This window comes from Candidatus Omnitrophota bacterium, assembly GCA_030688425.1.
Taxonomy (GTDB): Bacteria; Omnitrophota; Gorgyraeia; order Zapsychrales; family JANLHA01; genus JAUYIB01.
Map to the genome: position 1 here is coordinate 646,524 of JAUYIB010000012.1, position 16,954 is coordinate 663,477.

General features: G+C 51.3%; 16 protein-coding genes. All 16 read right to left on the bottom strand.

Going from position 1 to position 16,954, the window contains the following annotated elements; genetic code table 11:
- Window positions 1-59: 59 nt before the first annotated feature.
- Window positions 60-1,106, bottom strand: coding sequence for a type III polyketide synthase (locus Q8Q08_04145; GenBank protein ID MDP2653204.1), 1,047 nt, complete (start codon window positions 1,104-1,106; stop codon window positions 60-62).
- On the bottom strand, window positions 1,066-2,226 hold the full coding sequence (locus Q8Q08_04150; GenBank protein ID MDP2653205.1) for an FAD-dependent oxidoreductase: 1,161 nt from the start codon (window positions 2,224-2,226) through the stop codon (window positions 1,066-1,068). Before Q8Q08_04150 ends, Q8Q08_04145 begins: the two co-directional genes overlap by 41 nt.
- Window positions 2,216-2,920, bottom strand: a complete 705-nt coding sequence (locus tag Q8Q08_04155) for a methyltransferase domain-containing protein (GenBank protein MDP2653206.1) — start codon at window positions 2,918-2,920, stop codon at window positions 2,216-2,218. Before Q8Q08_04155 ends, Q8Q08_04150 begins: the two co-directional genes overlap by 11 nt.
- 424 nt (window positions 2,921-3,344) lie before the next feature.
- Window positions 3,345-3,728: a DUF302 domain-containing protein gene (locus tag Q8Q08_04160; protein MDP2653207.1), complete on the bottom strand. Its 384-nt coding sequence runs from the start codon at window positions 3,726-3,728 to the stop codon at window positions 3,345-3,347.
- Between the two features lie 114 nt (window positions 3,729-3,842).
- On the bottom strand, window positions 3,843-3,977 hold the full coding sequence (locus Q8Q08_04165; protein MDP2653208.1) for a hypothetical protein: 135 nt from the start codon (window positions 3,975-3,977) through the stop codon (window positions 3,843-3,845).
- Entirely contained in the window at window positions 3,974-6,712 is a 2,739-nt protein-coding gene (locus tag Q8Q08_04170) for a cation-translocating P-type ATPase (protein MDP2653209.1), read from the bottom strand. Before Q8Q08_04170 ends, Q8Q08_04165 begins: the two co-directional genes overlap by 4 nt.
- Window positions 6,713-6,752: 40 nt before the next feature.
- On the bottom strand, window positions 6,753-7,034 hold the full coding sequence (locus Q8Q08_04175) for a 4Fe-4S binding protein (GenBank protein MDP2653210.1): 282 nt from the start codon (window positions 7,032-7,034) through the stop codon (window positions 6,753-6,755).
- Window positions 7,035-7,241: 207 nt separating this feature from the next.
- The gene (tal, locus tag Q8Q08_04180; GenBank protein ID MDP2653211.1) at window positions 7,242-8,390 is read right to left on the bottom strand and encodes a transaldolase; all 1,149 of its coding nucleotides are present in this window, start codon (window positions 8,388-8,390) and stop codon (window positions 7,242-7,244) included.
- Entirely contained in the window at window positions 8,387-8,845 is a 459-nt protein-coding gene (locus Q8Q08_04185; protein ID MDP2653212.1) for an RpiB/LacA/LacB family sugar-phosphate isomerase, read from the bottom strand. The genes tal and Q8Q08_04185 overlap by 4 nt, the downstream gene beginning before the upstream one ends.
- Window positions 8,845-11,250, bottom strand: coding sequence for a phosphoketolase family protein (locus Q8Q08_04190; GenBank protein ID MDP2653213.1), 2,406 nt, complete (start codon window positions 11,248-11,250; stop codon window positions 8,845-8,847). Before Q8Q08_04190 ends, Q8Q08_04185 begins: the two co-directional genes overlap by 1 nt.
- Before the next feature lie 17 nt (window positions 11,251-11,267).
- Window positions 11,268-12,488, bottom strand: a complete 1,221-nt coding sequence (locus Q8Q08_04195) for an acetate/propionate family kinase (protein MDP2653214.1) — start codon at window positions 12,486-12,488, stop codon at window positions 11,268-11,270.
- Between the two features lie 35 nt (window positions 12,489-12,523).
- On the bottom strand, window positions 12,524-12,709 hold the full coding sequence (locus tag Q8Q08_04200) for a YHS domain-containing protein (GenBank protein MDP2653215.1): 186 nt from the start codon (window positions 12,707-12,709) through the stop codon (window positions 12,524-12,526).
- A 37-nt stretch (window positions 12,710-12,746) separates the two neighbouring features.
- Window positions 12,747-13,811: a type II glyceraldehyde-3-phosphate dehydrogenase gene (locus tag Q8Q08_04205; protein ID MDP2653216.1), complete on the bottom strand. Its 1,065-nt coding sequence runs from the start codon at window positions 13,809-13,811 to the stop codon at window positions 12,747-12,749.
- 15 nt (window positions 13,812-13,826) lie between these two features.
- Window positions 13,827-14,792 carry an L-lactate dehydrogenase gene (locus Q8Q08_04210; protein ID MDP2653217.1) on the bottom strand — a complete coding sequence of 322 codons (966 nt, stop codon included), beginning with the start codon at window positions 14,790-14,792 and terminating at the stop codon, window positions 13,827-13,829.
- 242 nt (window positions 14,793-15,034) lie between these two features.
- Window positions 15,035-15,220: a YHS domain-containing protein gene (locus Q8Q08_04215; protein MDP2653218.1), complete on the bottom strand. Its 186-nt coding sequence runs from the start codon at window positions 15,218-15,220 to the stop codon at window positions 15,035-15,037.
- Between the two features lie 24 nt (window positions 15,221-15,244).
- Window positions 15,245-16,951, bottom strand: a complete 1,707-nt coding sequence (gene glgP, locus Q8Q08_04220) for an alpha-glucan family phosphorylase (GenBank protein ID MDP2653219.1) — start codon at window positions 16,949-16,951, stop codon at window positions 15,245-15,247.
- Window positions 16,952-16,954 lie beyond the last annotated feature (3 nt).

Consider the following 16,954-nt stretch of genomic DNA (forward strand, 5'->3'; position numbering starts at 1 on the left):
CAAATTTTGCTATGTCGATGCAAAAATAAATGCCCTAAGTCTTTGAACCTTTTTCTTAATTATGATCGCCATTCCGCGTGAAGCATTGAGGCAAAAAAACCAGCCCCAAAAGAAAAACAGGCAACGGGATCTGTATCCCGCAATCCCTGTCTTAAAATATTCTTTAGGACAAATAAAACCGATGGGGAAGACATATTTCCGTATTCCCTCAAAATCTGGCGGGAAGGCCGCATGTCGTCATCCGAAAGACACAGGCGCTCCTGGATAGCATCTAAAACTTTTCGTCCCCCGGAATGAAAAGCATAATGGGTATTGTCTTCCGAAGAATTCTTATGAAGCGCATGGATTGCTTGGACCACGATCTCGGTTACCTTCGGGGAAATCACATTACACAGACGCGCATCAAGGTATTTAAAACGCAATTCATCACGAAATTGGGGCCAAAGGATTGAAGAAATATTATTGATTCGCAGACCAGGGATTTTCTCTCGATTCGTCAGTAAAACCGCCGCGGCCCCGTCAGAAAAAATAGCATTTGATAAAATAAGCTCTGGTTTCTGCGCCCAATGAATGGCGGCAGAACAAATCTCTACCGCTACCACTAAAACGGTAGAATCCGGATATCGATTTAAATAATCATCAGCGACTCGTAAACCTGGCAAAGCACCCGCACATCCTAGGCCCACCAAATCCAAGGTATGAATATTTTCCGATAATTCAAGCTGTTGGCTAACATAGGTGCTTAACCCCGGGCACAGATAACCTGTACAAGTCGATACAAAAAGTGCGTTGATATCGCGCGGCTGGTAATTCGATTTTTGCAAGAGCTTCTGGACAGCCTCAACCGATAAACGCACAGCCCCTTGTTCAAAGCGCTGCATTTTTTCATCTACGGATTCCGCTAACAACACCTGCAGATTGTTCCAAGCAAAATAACGGCGATGAATTCCATCATCCAGTAAAAATTTCTTATAAAGCTCTAACGCGCGGGCCTGCGGTTTGACCGTATCGGTGATCATCGCCAAAACTTCCCGCTGTGTCAGGCTATTGGGCGGATTGGCTGTTTCAACGTCTTGAATAATTGTTTTCGAGGGCAGCGGTTTCATAATTGCGATGATTATCCTCTATTGCTGGAATCCTGGTTTTCTTAAAAATTGTTTCTATTAAAAAAGGGCCGAACCCTGGGATGGCCATACACATTTCTGTCAAAAAGGAAGATTTCAAAATAGCATGGGCCATAAGCGCCCAGCGCATTTGTTTCGTTAATGTCTTTTGCATCGGTTCCGTTGGAAATGGTATGCCTTTTTGATGAGAATCGAATTCACAGACACAGTTTTTAGCCGTGCTTAAAGCAATTGCCATCCCGTCACCGGTAAAAGAAGGAATAACGGCTCGCTGATCTCCCAAAGAATATACATTTTCCTGATGGCTGTGGCGGCTCAAAAATCCGTAAGGAATATAGCCGACGGCACAAACCGGTTCAATAAAGCCAGCTTCCTGAACAACAGAATCTAATTTCGGATTTGATCGGCGTAAGAATGCAATGACCCCATCAAAGCTACTATTCAAAAGTTTATAAACTTTCTTATCAATAATGAAACAAAAATTCATCATATCGTTTTCCACCGGACAAATCCCTCCGTAGCCTCCAGGAAAAGAAAACAACATGGTTGTTTCTTTGAACTCCCTGCGTAGAGATTTAAGACGGATATGCGTCTTAAGCCCTAGATAAGACTGGTCTTTCCCCCGACGCTTGTGCTCTTTGGAGTAATCATGCTTTCCAATAGCCATAAATAAATACCGTGCATAAAAATCACCGGCGTTTGTTTCAACCTTAAAGAAACCTTCAACCTCTTTATGATAGCCCCTCATGCAAACAGCGCGAAGAACATCCGCACCGGCGGACTCGGCATTATTCAAAATTTCCTCATCAAGTTTATAACGAGATATCCCCCGGCCCGGGGAAGGGAATGTGAAACCGGTATTTGACCGCGGCGAGAACAATTTAAAATACTTAACGACCGGGCTATCGTCGTTTAAAGTAATCCCCATCCCCTTAAGGTAAGCAAGGGCTTCAAAACTCAAAAACTCCCCGCAAACCTTATGATGCGGCCCCTGGGTCTTCTCGAGGACTGCGACATTATATCCGAGTTTTGCTAAATGATAGGCAGCCGTTGAACCGGCAACCCCACCGCCGATAACAATACATTCATAATTATTTTTCATAACGGATCCCATATCGGAAATTAGGATACCAGAAAATTTTGGTAGAATTTAAATTAAGCTCTGCTTGAGTTAAAAGATCGGCCCATTCTTTACGACGAAAGCTGCGGGCAACGGACAGGGGCGCATCATGGCAAATGACCGGATTGAATCTGCGGAGTTTGACAAAATATTTGATAAAATAATACGCGATCGCGTGCCGACTAAGGTCGGAAATAAACCAACCCACACGCGCGCGGGTTGTCATCCATCTCATCAGTTTCACAATCTCCTGGTTAGTTAGATGATGCATGGTAAGTGAATTAATAATCACATCGTAGGTGTCATTTCCATCATTAGCCAATATATCGCCGTGGATGAAATTGATATTGGAAGTCGTTGTATCGACAGCCGCAATGATTGCTTCACGGTTTAGATCGATCCCGGTTAATTGTAAGGATAATTTTCTACTGCGTCCGTAAGCATCGATCCGTCTTAGGGTCTCTCCGGCCCCGCATCCAATATCCAAAATCTTTATAACGCGATCACGGTCGTATCGGGCCAAAAAATATTTGACGGCACTCATCGTTGGCCAATAACCGAACGTGCAAACATTGATGCTGTTTATTTCTTGATGGGTTTGGCGTAATATCTTTGCGTCGATATGCGGATCATCGATACGTTCCTTGGCATCACTGCGATGATACAGTTTAATCATAAATTTCTTCTCCGCATCAATTTACCATACGGACTATTATTTATCTATAAACAAAAACCCTCTGCAGCCTATTCGGCTACAAAGGGTTAAGATCTGGGGTCCGTGCGTGGACGGCATAGGGACAGATTGAGCTATCCCCGTTTTCCCGATCCTTATTATAGAAACATTCGCTGTTTTGTCGATGAAATTCTTGAATCAGAGAACATTTACTCATGATTCTTGTCCAATTTGTCCACTTTTTGAGAGGTCAAAAAGTCGCAACTTATTGATGCTCATTGCATTAAGTGTTGTCCACGCGTTAGAGGTGGACAAAGTTCAAAACTCACCATGCATCGCACGTCGCGACCACTGCGTTCGACAGACGGTCTTCGGGCGGAAGATCATTGACTCGTCCAAACATAATGGCCCCCTCTTCTTCACCTTTTTACAGTGAATCAAATACTCTTTTCAGTTGGACTTCTACCGTTTCGGCAGTTTTTTTTAATTCAACGTTCTGGATCACCGCCATTCCAACCGTCGGCTTTATGACCGAAAGAACGACTTTGTCCCCTCGCTCATAAACAATAACATTACAGGGCAGCATCAAACCGATGTTTTCTTCGGCTTGTATGGCCTTGTGGGCGCTTGCTGGGTTACAAGCGCCAAGAATGACATAGTTGCTAATATCAACGCCCAATTTTTCCTTAAACTTCTCCTTTAGATCAATCTTGGTAAGAACACCAAATCCTTCTTTTTTTAATCCCTCTGTTGCTTTTTCAACCGCCTGAACAAAGGAAACATTCAATTCTTTTGTAAATCCATAATTAATCATGCGCTCACCCCTTTTAATTAAGAAAATAAACTACCCCGCACAAGCTGCGAGGAATTCTTTTGATTAATCACCGGGATGTTAACCACAACAGCCCGATAGATTTTCCCTCAATCATTGTGCCCGCAGGTACGAACAGAAATTTTTGCCGACAGTGGTCGCCGCAAAAGTAGACGTCTCCCCATCGCGCTCAGCACGCAGAGAGGAATATTCATCCGCCGTCATGCCGCATATCGGATCTTTGATCATAGATCGGTCTTTCTTTGCTGCCAAGCGTGCCGCACAACCTTCACCACTTCCAGAACCAATAGCGGTATCGCGCCCACGGCGAGCAGTAGGAAGCAATCGGCGAGCGGCATGAATGACGTCTTCAGGAAGCGGCCCAGGATCGCGTTGTGATGGCTCCACACTTGGAGGCCGAACGAAACGGAAACCACGATGGCGAGGTTGATGTTCGTGAAAAAGGGGATGCGCCAAATAGGTTTAGTTTCGCTGCGGGCGCCAAAAGAACGCAGGAGTTCGGCGAAGACCAGAACAGCGAAGGCATGAGTACGGGCCATTTCTTCGGTTCCCGTCTTCAGCACATAGAAGTAAACCGCGAACGCCACAGCAGCTGTGAGAAAGCCGGTGAGGAACATCGTGCCAAGGAAACTGCGGTTCGTAATGCGCTCCGACCGACGGTGCGGGTGGCGCTTCATCACGTCGGGGTCGACGGGGTCGGTGGCCAAGCAGAGCGCTGGCAGACCGTCGGTAACAAGATTAATCCAGAGCAGGTGAATCGGAAGGAGCGGCGTCGGAAGACCCACGACCACGCAGACGGTCATCAGCAGCAGTTCACCAGTGTTGCCTGCCAATAGGTATTGCAGGGCCTTGCGGATGTTGTCGTAGATGCCGCGGCCTTCTTCGACGGCGGCGACGATCGAGGCGAAGTTGTCATCGGTGATAATCATGTCCGACGCCTGCTTGGTGACTTCCGTTCCTGATTTCCCCATGGCGATACCGATGTCGGCGCCTTTGATGGCCGGGGCGTCGTTGACGCCATCGCCGGTCATCGCGACCACCGCATCATTCGCTTTCCAGGCGCGAATGATGCGCAGTTTGTGCTCGGCGGTGACGCGCGCGTAAACAGCGATCTTAGGCGTGCGTTGCCGGAGTTCATCGTCGGTCATCTTGTCCAACTCGAAACCTGCAATAGCCATGTCGTCGTCTGAAGCGATGCCGAGTTCCCGCGCAATGGCCGTCGCGGTATGCGGATGGTCACCGGTTATCATCACCACGCGAATGCCGGCGGCGCGACATTTTGCGACGGCCTCTTTGGCCTCCTGACGCGGCGGATCATACATCCCCGACAGACCAACGAACACGAGATCGTGCTCCACGGCGTCCACAGTGAGGTTGGCGGGCGAATCGTTGTCCAAGTCGCGATAGGCCGAGCCAAGCACGCGCAGGGCTTGCTGCGCCATCGCGGTGTTTTGCGCCACGATATTCTGGCGATCCTCGTCCGTCATGGGGCGAACCCCGGTGCTGGTGTAGAGGTTTATGCAGCGCTCTAACAGCACGTCGGGCGCGCCATTGATAAAGGCGCGGAGCTTCCCGTCCGGCATCCTGCGAATCACCGTGCTGCGTTTTCGGTCGGAGTCGAAAGGTATCTCGTGATGTTTCGGAAGCTCCTTCTCGATGCGCTCGCGGTCGCCGCCCGCTTTGGGACCGGCGGCAAGCAATGCGCCTTCGGTGGGGTCTCCGATGACTTTCCATGCCCCCTCTTCCTGGGTGAGATGGGCGTTGTTGCAGCCGAGGATGCCGGTCGCGAGTTCAAGCAACGGCGCCGCATGCTGCGCTTCCGTCTTCTTGCCCTCAAAACGCGCTTCGCCGTCCGGCCCGTAGCCTTCACCGGTAATTTCGTAGCGTTGGCCTGAGACGTAGAGAGCGCGTACAGTCATTTCGCCCACCGTCAATGTGCCGGTCTTGTCCGTACAGATGACCGTCGTCGAACCTAGTGTCTCGACTGCCGGCAGTTTGCGCACGAGCGCCCGGCGGCGGGACATACGCAACACGCCGAGTGCAAGCGAAACCGTGACGACGGCCGGCAGCCCTTCCGGCACGGCGGCCACAGCGAGGCTGACTGAGGTCATCGTCAATTCAAAAAACTTCGTCCCCCGAAGCAGCCCCAGCCCAAAGAGTAGTGCGACGATGCCTAAGGCCACCCAGACGAGGATGCGCCCGAACGAATCGAGTTTCTGCTGAAGCGGTGTCCCCTCTTCCGCACCCGCCTCTTCCAGCAGTCCAGCGATGCGGCCCAACTCGGTATTCATCGCCGTAGCCACAACGACGGATTGACCAGTCCCCGCCGCGATGCTGGTTCCCATGAACACTATGTTCTCGCGGTCGCCGAGCGGGATGTCGCCCTGTTTCAAAGTCGCTGGCTGCTTCGTCACCGACTCGGACTCGCCGGTAAGCGCGGACTCGATGCACTTAAGCGAAGCAGCTTCCAGGATCCGTGCATCAGCCGCGACCAGGTCGCCGGCTTCCAGCACGAGGATGTCACCGGCGACGATTCCCGAGGCAGGAATTATAGTGACTTGCCCGTCGCGCCGCACCTTAGCCTGGGGCGCGGTCATCTTTTTGAGCGCCGCGATGGACCTCTCCGCGTTGAACTCCTGGTAGAAGCCGATGACGGCATTGAGGACGACGATGGCGAGGATGGCGATGGCGTCCACCACTTCGCCCAGCACGCCGGAGATAACACCGGCAGCGATGAGAATCCAGATGATGAGGCTCTTAAACTGGCCGAGGAAAATCTGCAGCGGACTGATGCGTTTGCCTTCTTTCAGCTCGTTCGGGCCATTGGCCGCGAGGCGTTGTGCTGCCTCCGTCGCCGAAAGTCCGGTCGCTGCGGAGCCAAGTTTTGCCAACACTTCCTCGGCAGACTGGTTGTGCCAGGCCTCTGATTTTGGTTGTGCGGCGATAACGGGTGCCGCGGTCATACGTTCTCCTTTCTTGGTTGTTGCTATCACTATCTTTGGTTTATTCCTTATCAGCCAAAGGTTTCTTTTTCTTTGTAATCACCGGAAGCTGCGGGGCTCTCACGGCATTAAGTTTTATATACCCTTTCCATTTTCCCGGCACATCACTTTCAGGATATATCGCTTGAACAGGACATTCGGATACACATGCTCCGCAATCAATGCAAACTTCAGGATCGATCACAAGCATCTCTGCATCTTCATGAAAACAATCAACGGGACAGACAACCACGCAATCGGTATATTTCTTTTTTATACATGGCTCAGTAACAATATACGCCATCGTTTCTCTCCTTTTTATTTTTTAGGTCCCGACCCTTTGTTCTTTCCATACCAATACCGCGATTCCTAACATTATAATTCCTGTCAAAAGATAAGGCAGATGAAAATACCAGTTTAATACTAATGCCCCTAATGCCGGCCATTAATTTCTGCACAGTGCCCAACATCTCTTGTGTATTCATTTCCAATATGCCTGGCATTGGAACTCCTATATGATTATCTGCTCATTTTTCAAATTTTGTTTTTGTACCGTTTTTCCCAGGGTCTTCATCAGCTTGTCAAAAGATTTGCTGAATTTTTCAACGCCTTCATTCTCAAGCTGTTGAGCCACTTGGTCAATACTGATACCAATCTTGGGCAATTGATCCAACATCCATCGGGCCTTCACGACCTCTTGTTCGATACGGTCTTGCGGCTTACCATGGTCACGATAATCGTCAAGGGTTTCGAGGGGAACCGTGTCGACGGTGTCATGGCCAATGAGTGATTCAATATATTTCACATCGCTGTACTCTGGATTCTTCGTGCTGGTGCTGGCCCAGAGCAGCCGCTGAGTAGCAGCTCCTTTATCGGCCAATTTCTTAAATCGAGCACTGTCGAAAATTTCCTTGTAGATTTGATAAGCTGCCTTTGCGCTGGCAATAGCGACCTGACCATGCAGCATTTTTGCTAAATCGGTATCCTTATCACCTTGGGCGATAAATTTTTCCAACAACGGATCTACCAAAACATCAATGCGGCCTACAAAAAAGCTGGCCACTGAGGACACAGTCTTTACCGGCTTCGCTTGTGCCACTCGCGCTTCGACACCCGCAAGGTAAGCTTCTACAACCTGCCGATAACGAGGAATCCCAAAGAGCAATGTCACATTAACATTAATTCCTTCACTGATAAGTTGCTGGATGACGGGCAGCCCTTCCACTGTTGCTGGTACCTTAATCAAGACGTTTGGCCGGTTCAATGCGGCCCATAATCGGCGGGCTTCCTCCATCGTGCCTTTGGTGTCATGCGCCAGGTGGGGATTTACCTCCAGACTAACATAACCATCCATTCCTTCCGTTTTGTCGTACAGTGGCCGGAACTCATCAGCGGCGCTCTGAACGTCCCGCTGGCTGAGAGCTTCATAGATTTCCTTGACGTCTTTTCCCTCAAGCGCCATGGCTCTAATATCCTCATCGTAATCATGACTGCCCGCAATCGCCCTCTCAAAAATGGATGGATTCGAGGTCATACCCCGCAGCCCATCTTCCTCAATCAGACGTCGAAGCTCGCCGCTGACCATTAAATCGCGCCGGATATAGTCGAGCCAAATTGACTGGCCGATAGTTCCCAATTCCTTCAATGGATTATTTTTCATAATTTTCTCTCCATATTTTCCAGTTTCGATATTTTCGCAAGGCGGCGTTTGAACCGTTCGGTTCCCTTGAATCGAGCCTTTAGGAACGTCTGGACTAGGTCCCAGGCTAAAGCATATCCAATGACCTGTCCGCCCAGACACATAATGTTCATGTCGTCATCCTGTACTCCCTGATGAGCAGAGAAGGGATCCGTGATCAACGCCGCACGTACGCCTGATACCTTGTTGGCTGCAACAGAAGCTCCTACCCCACTGCCGCAGATGGCCAGGCCCCGGATGATTTCACCACTCGCCACCGCCCTGGCCATAGGCACGACAAAATCCGGATAGTCATCTCCTATAACCAGCTCATGGGCGCCAAAGTCCGTCACCGCATAACCAGCGGCCTTGAGGACCGCAATCAGTTGCACTTTCAACTCAAACCCGCCATGATCTGCGGCTATACCAATGCGCATCATTTTCCCTCCACGCTCAGAACTTTCTCTTTCGACGTTACGTCGGGAGTCCACTTCCAGTCCCGGATTTCCGGCATATCTTGGCCATACTTGTCGATGTACTGCTTATGCTCAATGAGCTTGTCGTTCATAATCTGATTCAACTTAACACCTTTAACGCCCAATTGTGGCAGTCGCTTGATCACATCTTGCACCAGATGGAACCTGTCAAGATCATTTAAAACTGTCATGTCAAAGTATGTTGTAATGGTGCCCTCTTCCTTATAGCCATGAACATGCATGTTTCCATGGTTGGCACGACGGTATGTTAGCCGGTGAACTAACGAAGGATATCCGTGGAACGCAAATATAATCGGCTTGTCTTTAGTGAATAATGCATCGAAGTCTTGATCACTCAAACCGTGCGGATGTTGCGTATTCGGTTCCAATTTCATCAAATCGACAACATTGATCACACGGATTTTTAGACTGGGCAGATGCTTACGAAGGATGGAAACAGCGGCCAAGGCCTCGAGCGTGGGCACGTCGCCGCAACAAGCCATCACCAGATCCGGTTCCATGCCTTGATCGTTGCTGGCCCATTGCCATATGCCAATCCCTTGGGTGCAATGTTCGATCGCGGCATCCATGGCCAACCATTGAGGCGCCTGATATTTACCCGCGATCACGACGTTAACGTAATGCCGGCTCCTCAAACAATGATCACCAACCGATAGTAGGCAGTTGGCATCCGGCGGAAGGTAAACGCGCACTACAGAGGCCTTCTTGTTTGCCACATGATCAATGAAGCCAGGGTCTTGATGGGTAAAACCATTATGAGCTTGCTGCCAAACGTGCGAAGCGAGCAGATAATTAAGCGAAGCGATTTCCCGCCGCCACGGCAATTCCGCCGTGACTTTCAGCCACTTGGCGTGTTGGTTAAACATCGAATCAATAATATGAATAAAGGCTTCGTAACAGTTGAAGAGTCCGTGCCGGCCCGTGAGCAGATAACCCTCCAACCAACCTTCACATTGATGCTCGCTTAACATCTCAACGACTCTGCCATCGGGTGCAAGAAACTCATCATTTTCTTTCGTTGGGGCTTCCCACTGCCGGTTAGTGACCTCAAAAACGGCATTCAACCGATTGGAAAGCGTCTCATCGGGACCGAAGATCCGAAAATTTCGTTGCTCCCGATTGAGATTAACCACATCGCGCAGGAACTCTCCAAGTACATGTGCATCGGCGGCCTGAACGGATCCTGGTAATGGCACATTCACTGCGTATTTCCGAAAATCTGGCATAAACAGGTCGTGCAGTAATAATCCGCCATTGGCGTGAGGATTGGCGCCCATTCTTCTCTCGCCTTTAGGCGCCAGCTCGACCAGTTCCGGCAAAAAACAACCTCTCTCATCGAAGAGTTCTTCAGGCTTATAACTTTTCATCCAATTTTCAAGGAGCTTTAAATGATCGGGATGCTCGGAATCCACCAGTAGTGGCATCTGGTGGGCTCGAAAGGTGCCCTCGATTTGTAGTCCATCGACGACTTTCGGTCCCGTCCAGCCTTTGGGTGAATTAAGGACGATCATCGGCCAGCGTGGACGAGCGGCATCGTTTTTATCTCGCGCATTGCTTTGTATTTGCCGGATTTCCGTAATGACCTTTTCCAAAGCAGCAGCCATGAGTTGATGCATCATCTCCGGTTCATCACCTTCCACAAAGTGTGGAGTCCAGCCATAGCCGCGGAGCAACTGATCCAATTCCTCATACGTGATACGGGCCAACACCGTTGGGTTGGCTATTTTATAGCCGTTGAGATGCAGAATGGGCAGTACGGCTCCATCGGTGATCGGATTGAGAAATTTATTGGAGTGCCATGCCGTCGCCAAGGGGCCGGTTTCCGCTTCACCGTCACCGATAACGCAGGCGACGACCAGTTCGGGATTGTCGAAGACTGCCCCAAAGGCATGGCTGAGCGAGTAGCCCAACTCTCCACCCTCGTGAATCGACCCCGGACACTCCGGTGAGACATGGCTGGGAATCCCTCCTGGAAAAGAGAACTGCTTGAACAGTTTTTTTAGCCCTGCTTCGTCTTGACTGATATCCGGATAAATTTCACTATAAGTGCCTTCAAGGTAAGTATTACCCACCAATGCCGGACCGCCATGGCCAGGGCCGGAAATGTAAATCATATCCAGGTCAAACTTTTTGATTACCCGGTTCAAATGCACATAGATAAAGTTCTGCCCCGGTGTCGTGCCCCAATGCCCGAGCAGCATCGACTTCACATGTGACAACTTCAGCGGCTCCCGAAGCAAAGGATTGTCGTAGAGATAGAGTTGCCCAACAGACAGATAGTTGGTGGCACGCCAGTAGGCGTCCATTTTGTGGAGCAGTTCCGGTGAAAGAGTTTTTGTCTTCATGGTTCAATTCTCCTTTTTCAGCCGAGGCCGAGGATGCGGATGACTGATCTTGCGATCATAAGTTCTTCGTCGGTGCGAATGACACGCACGGCGACTCGACCACCGTCCGTCGAAATCAGCGACGCGTTCTCGGTGTTACGGCCCTCGTTCAATTCAATCCCAAGGAAGCCGAGTCCATCGCAGATGCGTGCGCGGATGAGCGGCGCGTTTTCGCCGATGCCTCCGGCGAAGACGAGCGTGTCCAATCCGCCGAGTGCCGCAGCGAAGGAGCCGATCCATTTTTTGACCTGATAACAGAACAGTGCCACTGCTTCCGCCGCGCGAACGTCATCGGATTCCCGCGCGAGCAAGTCGCGCAGATCAGAACTGATCTCGGAAACTCCAAGCAGCCCAGACTCGTGGTTGATCATCTCGTCAAATTGCGACGCCGTCATCTGCTCGCTTCGCGCCATAAACGAAAACAGACCCGGATCCAAATCACCGGAGCGCGTGCTCATCACCAGACCCGCTGCAGGCGTGAAGCCCATGCTGGTGTCGATGCTCTTGCCGTCGCGCACGGCGGATAGGCTTGCGCCATTGCCGAGATGGGCAAGGATCACGCGACCCTTCGTTGCCGCCGGGTCGCCGAGGTGCGCGAGTTCCTCCATGAGGAATTCATAAGACAAACCGTGGAATCCATAACGTCGAACGCCCGCTGCCTCGTAGCGTCGCGGAATCGGCAGCAGACTGGCGACCCGCGGCATGGGGCGGTGAAACGCGGTGTCAAAGCACGCCACCTGAGACAATGAAGGATGGCGTTGGCGGAATGCCTCTATCAACTCGATCTCAAGCGGAAGATGCTCCGGGTCATACGGCGTGATGCGGTGCAATTCATCAAGCAACTCTGGCGTGACCCGCTCTGGTTCTGTATGCGTCATTCCATGCACCACCCGGTGTCCCACGGCTTTGACCGAAACGAAAACCGGCTGCGTTTCGAGCCAATCCAGTAGAAAAGCGACCGCCGAACGGTCATCAGATTGGTCGATGGCGCGACTATCCTGTGGTTTTCCAGTAGAGTCCTTGAAGGCCAAATTCGTGCCGCTCAGACCGACGCGGTCCACTTTTCCATCCAGCAACAGCCGCAGAGGTTCGCCCTCCTCATACAGCGCGAACCGAATGCTCGACGAGCCGCCGTTTATTGTCAGAACAGAAAACGGCTCACGGCGTGCTGAACCTCTCAACTGATTATTGATGGGCATGTCGGGATTCCTCCTTTACCGGCAACGTGCGGATGTTATCCACAGCAGCCTCCAGGATTGTTCTCCGTCTTAGCACCGGAGTGCGTGGACAGAAATTTTTGCCGACAGTGGTCGCCGCAAAAGTAGAACGTCTTTCCATCGCGTTCGGCGTGGAGAGCGGTTGCTTCGTCCACGGTCATTCCGCAGATGGGGTCTTTGGTTACAGGTTTCGATGTTTTCATGTTTTCCTTCTTTCTTTATTTAGAGATCGCTCAAGTGTCAAACGAATCGCTGCCTGACACCCAGCGTTTGATTTGTGCGTTCGATGGAAGCCTGCGCATTCTGTTCGTATCCCGCGAGCGCGCGAATCGCATCAACGTTTTCCGGAATGACGATTGCCTGATTGTCAACCTGATAAGCGTAATAGGCTTCGCGCCCTTCGACCGTCAAAATGTCCTCCCAGATGGCGACTTCATACATATCGTTGCGCGGGCGACCAATTTCCTTCATCAGCTCGACGGTTGAATTAAGAGCCGCCACGCCTTCATCCGCTCGAATGAAAGCGATGCGCGAGTTACGCTTAAAAGCCTCCAAAACTTCTGTTCGTGAGGCATTGCGCTCTAAGTCAATTGTCCAGAAATGCAGATGCCCGATTGTTTCTGGAGAGGTAACGGCCATAGTGACCACGTCGAGTTCCGGCACCACCGTTTTCGCGTCCGGTCCCTGATGACTCGGAATCTTGCGTTCCGGCAGCATCGTGTTGATGATGCCATTCAGATGACTTTCCCACGGATCTGTCGCACGGCGAATCAGCACGCCACGGGCGCGACGAAGCAACCCAGCGTTTCTAAGAGCGTTTAGAGTTCTTACGGTCGCCGTTGTGTTACAGGAAACGACGCGGGTCGAACTGCGTCCGATTGCCGTTTCGTAATTTGCCGAGGCGACGAAACTGTGTCCGGTTAACTCGTGCTTCGCGCCGCCTTGATAAATGAATTTAACGCCCGCCGCTTCATAACGCGGTTTGTTCTTGGCGTCAATGCCTTTCGGTGTGCAGTCAACGATGATTTCAGCCGACTTGAAAAGGTCGTCGAGCGTGCCGCGTACGTCAATTCCAGCTTCGCGCATTTCGTCCGCCTTTTCGCCCAGTGCGGCATAAATCGGGTAGCCGTGCGATTGCGCACGGCGAACCCGATAATCGCTCACGATGTCGGCGATACCAACAATCTCCATATCCGCTTGCAACGAAACGGCGTCGGCTACTCTGCGCCCGATAACGCCAAAACCGTTGATTGCCACCCGAATTTTGCTTGACGCCGTAGAATCTTGACGAATGCCTGAATTCATAATCAAACTCCTTTTTTATAAGCCGACTTCTTTAATAACTTCTCTAAGAGCGCTGGCAGATTTCTTGAGCGCCGCCTCTTCTTCTTTAGTAAAGTCGAGTTTCAAAACTTCTCTAATGCCTTTTTTGCCAATTACAGCGGGAAGACTCAGGTATACATCACGCATATCCAGATAATTGGTCACTAGACTTGATATCGGCAAAACTGCATTTTCATCATGAAGAATGGCCTGTGTTATCCTTGCCAAGGACAAACCAATTCCATATGATGTCTCCCCCTTTTTCTCTATAATTTTACCGGCAGAATCTCTGACTTCGGAAAATATCTTTTTTAACTCTTCCTCGGGGTGACGGGAATGTTTGTTGCCGCACGATGAACAGTAATTCTTAAACAAAACTCCCCCGATCGTAGTGTGGCTCCAAATAGCCGACTCACTATTCCCATGTTCGCCCAAAATATAGGCGTGAACACTGTGCGGATCTATTTTACAGTGCTGCCCCAAAAGAAACCGAAAACGCGCCGTATCCAAAACCGTCCCTGAACCGATGACTTCATTGGCCGGCTTGGAGGAGAATTTGTACGTCGCGTACGAAAGAATATCTACAGGATTAGTCGAGACTAAGAAAATTGCCGAAGGAGCATATTTCATTATTTGTGATACGATCTGGCGGCAAACTTCGACATTGTCTTTAGCAAGTGCAATCCTGGTCTGCCCAGGCTTTTGCTTCTTACCAGCGGTTATCACCACCAAGTCAGAACCTTTTATGTCGCAATAGTCTCCGGCAATGATTTCAACCGGGGAGACATATGGTGCGCCGTGGGATAAATCCATGACTTCTCCTTCAAGCCGCTTTTTGTCGATATCGGTTATAACAATACTTCTCGCGAGCCCTTTCATAATAAGCGCATACGCATAACGCATCCCCACATTACCGCAACCTATAATGGATACCTTTGGTTTTAATTCATTAATTTTTGTCATATCTCCCGTCCTCCTTAACTGCCGATCCTTGATTAATTTTCATGAGATTTGGGGACGGAGCCCTATTTCCCTTTGCCATAAAATCACATTAATTAGGGCTCCGTCCCGAATATTTCGAATATTTCTTCATAGGTTATCTCCTGTCAAGTCCTCCATAGGTCTAACAGTTCACTTCACAGCGGGTCGTGAACGAGCTATTTTTATTGGATAGTTTTGTAATCACTCCCTCATTCGCCGTATTTTTATCCACAGCAACCTCCAGACTTGTTCTCCGCCTTAGCACCGGAGTGTGTGGACAGAAATTTTTGCCGACAATGGTCTCCGCAAAAGTAGAACGTCTTTCCATCGCGTTCGGCGTGGAGAGCGGTTGCTTCGTCCACGGTCATTCCGCAGATGGGGTCTTTGGTCACGGATTTTGATTCTTTCATGGTCATGTTCCTTTCTTGATTTCTTTAGGTATAGGCTTTCACAATGTATTCCTGAACCATCCGCTGAGTGTTGAAATGCGCTGCGTTGCGTGCGATGGCGTTGCGCATCACTTCAATAAATCCTTCGCGGTTGCCGTAGTAGAGTGGGATGACGACGCGCTCCAGTTGGCGATAGAGCGAAGCGGCATCTCGGGGCGTGCGGTTCTCGATTTCCTTGCTTCCTGCCACCCCGTCAATGGCCCAGCCGGTGATGCCTTCGATGCAGCCCTCAATCCACCAACCGTCGAGCACGCTGAGGCTGGGGACGCCATTCAACGCGGCCTTCATCCCGCTGGTGCCGCTGGCCTCCATCGGCGGCAGCGGGGTGTTGAGCCACACGTCCACGCCCGAGGTGAGGAGACATCCCAGCTCCCAGTCGTAATTTTCCAGGTAAACGATGCGCACCTCCGGACCGAGCGAGTCGCGCGCCTGATTGATCTGCTGGATGACTCTCTTGCCTGCGTCGTCGCTTGGATGAGCTTTGCCGCCGTAGATGATTTGCAGACGGCCCGCGCGGGACGCAATCCCCCTTAGTCTTGACGGCTCGGTGATGAGAAGGTCGGCACGCTTGTAAGTAGCGGCTCGACGGGCAAAACCGATGGTGAATGTCTCAAGGTTAAAGTCCGCGTTCGCCCGGCGATTGACTTCTTCGATGGTTCGTGTCTTGGCCGCCTGGTGCGCCTGCCACACCTCATCCTTGGGAATGCTCAGCGCCGCGCGCAGACTGGCGTTGTCTTCCCTCCAGCCGGGAACATGGCGGTCGAACATTTCCGCGAACGACGGTGACGCCCACGTGGCCAGATGCACGCCGTTGGTGATGGAATCAATTTGGTAGTGATGGGTTGCGTCGTGCGGCGTGAGCATTTGGCGGGAGACCTCGCCATGCTTTTTGGCCACACCGTTGACGTAGTGACTAAGATTGAGCGCGAGGTAGGTCATGTTCAACTCGCCGTCGCAGCAAAACACGTCGCGCATGGTGAACACGTCCGAGCGCCCGAGCACGCGGGCCACATGGTCGAGCGGAAATTTGTCGTGGCCAGCCGGGACGGGCGTATGCGTGGTAAAGACGCACTGGGCGCGAACGGCCTGCACATCCTCCTCGTTGAACGCGGCGCGTTTGAACCAGCGCGCTCGTTCGTCGAGTAACTCCAGTCCGAGCAACGCGGCGTGGCCTTCGTTCATATGGAACCGGCGCACGTCGTGATAGCCCAGGGCGCGAAGCATTCGCACACCACCTATACCAAGAATTATTTCCTGGCAAAGCCGGTAGTGAAAATCGCCCCCGTAGAGATGATGCGTGAGCGCGCGGTCCCACTCGGAGTTCTCCGGCAGGTCGGCGTCCAACAGAACCACCGGCACGGCATGGCCGCTGACGCCGTTGACCGTGTATTGCCAGGCGCGCAAGTGAACCGTTCGGCCTTCGATGCTCACCTGCACGCGCCCCGGCAATTCCCGGCAAAACTTTTGCACGTCCCATCCGACCGCTTCCTCGGTCTGCCAGCCGGTTGGGTCGAGCCGCTGCCGAAAATAACCTTGACGATGCAACAGCGTCACCGCGACCATCGGCACCTTGAGGTCGGCGGCGGAGCGAATCGTGTCACCCGCAAGCACACCCAAGCCGCCGCTGTAGGTTGGCATTCCCGGCTCCAAGGCAATTTCCATCGAGAAATAGGCTATGAATTCGTTGGTCATTTC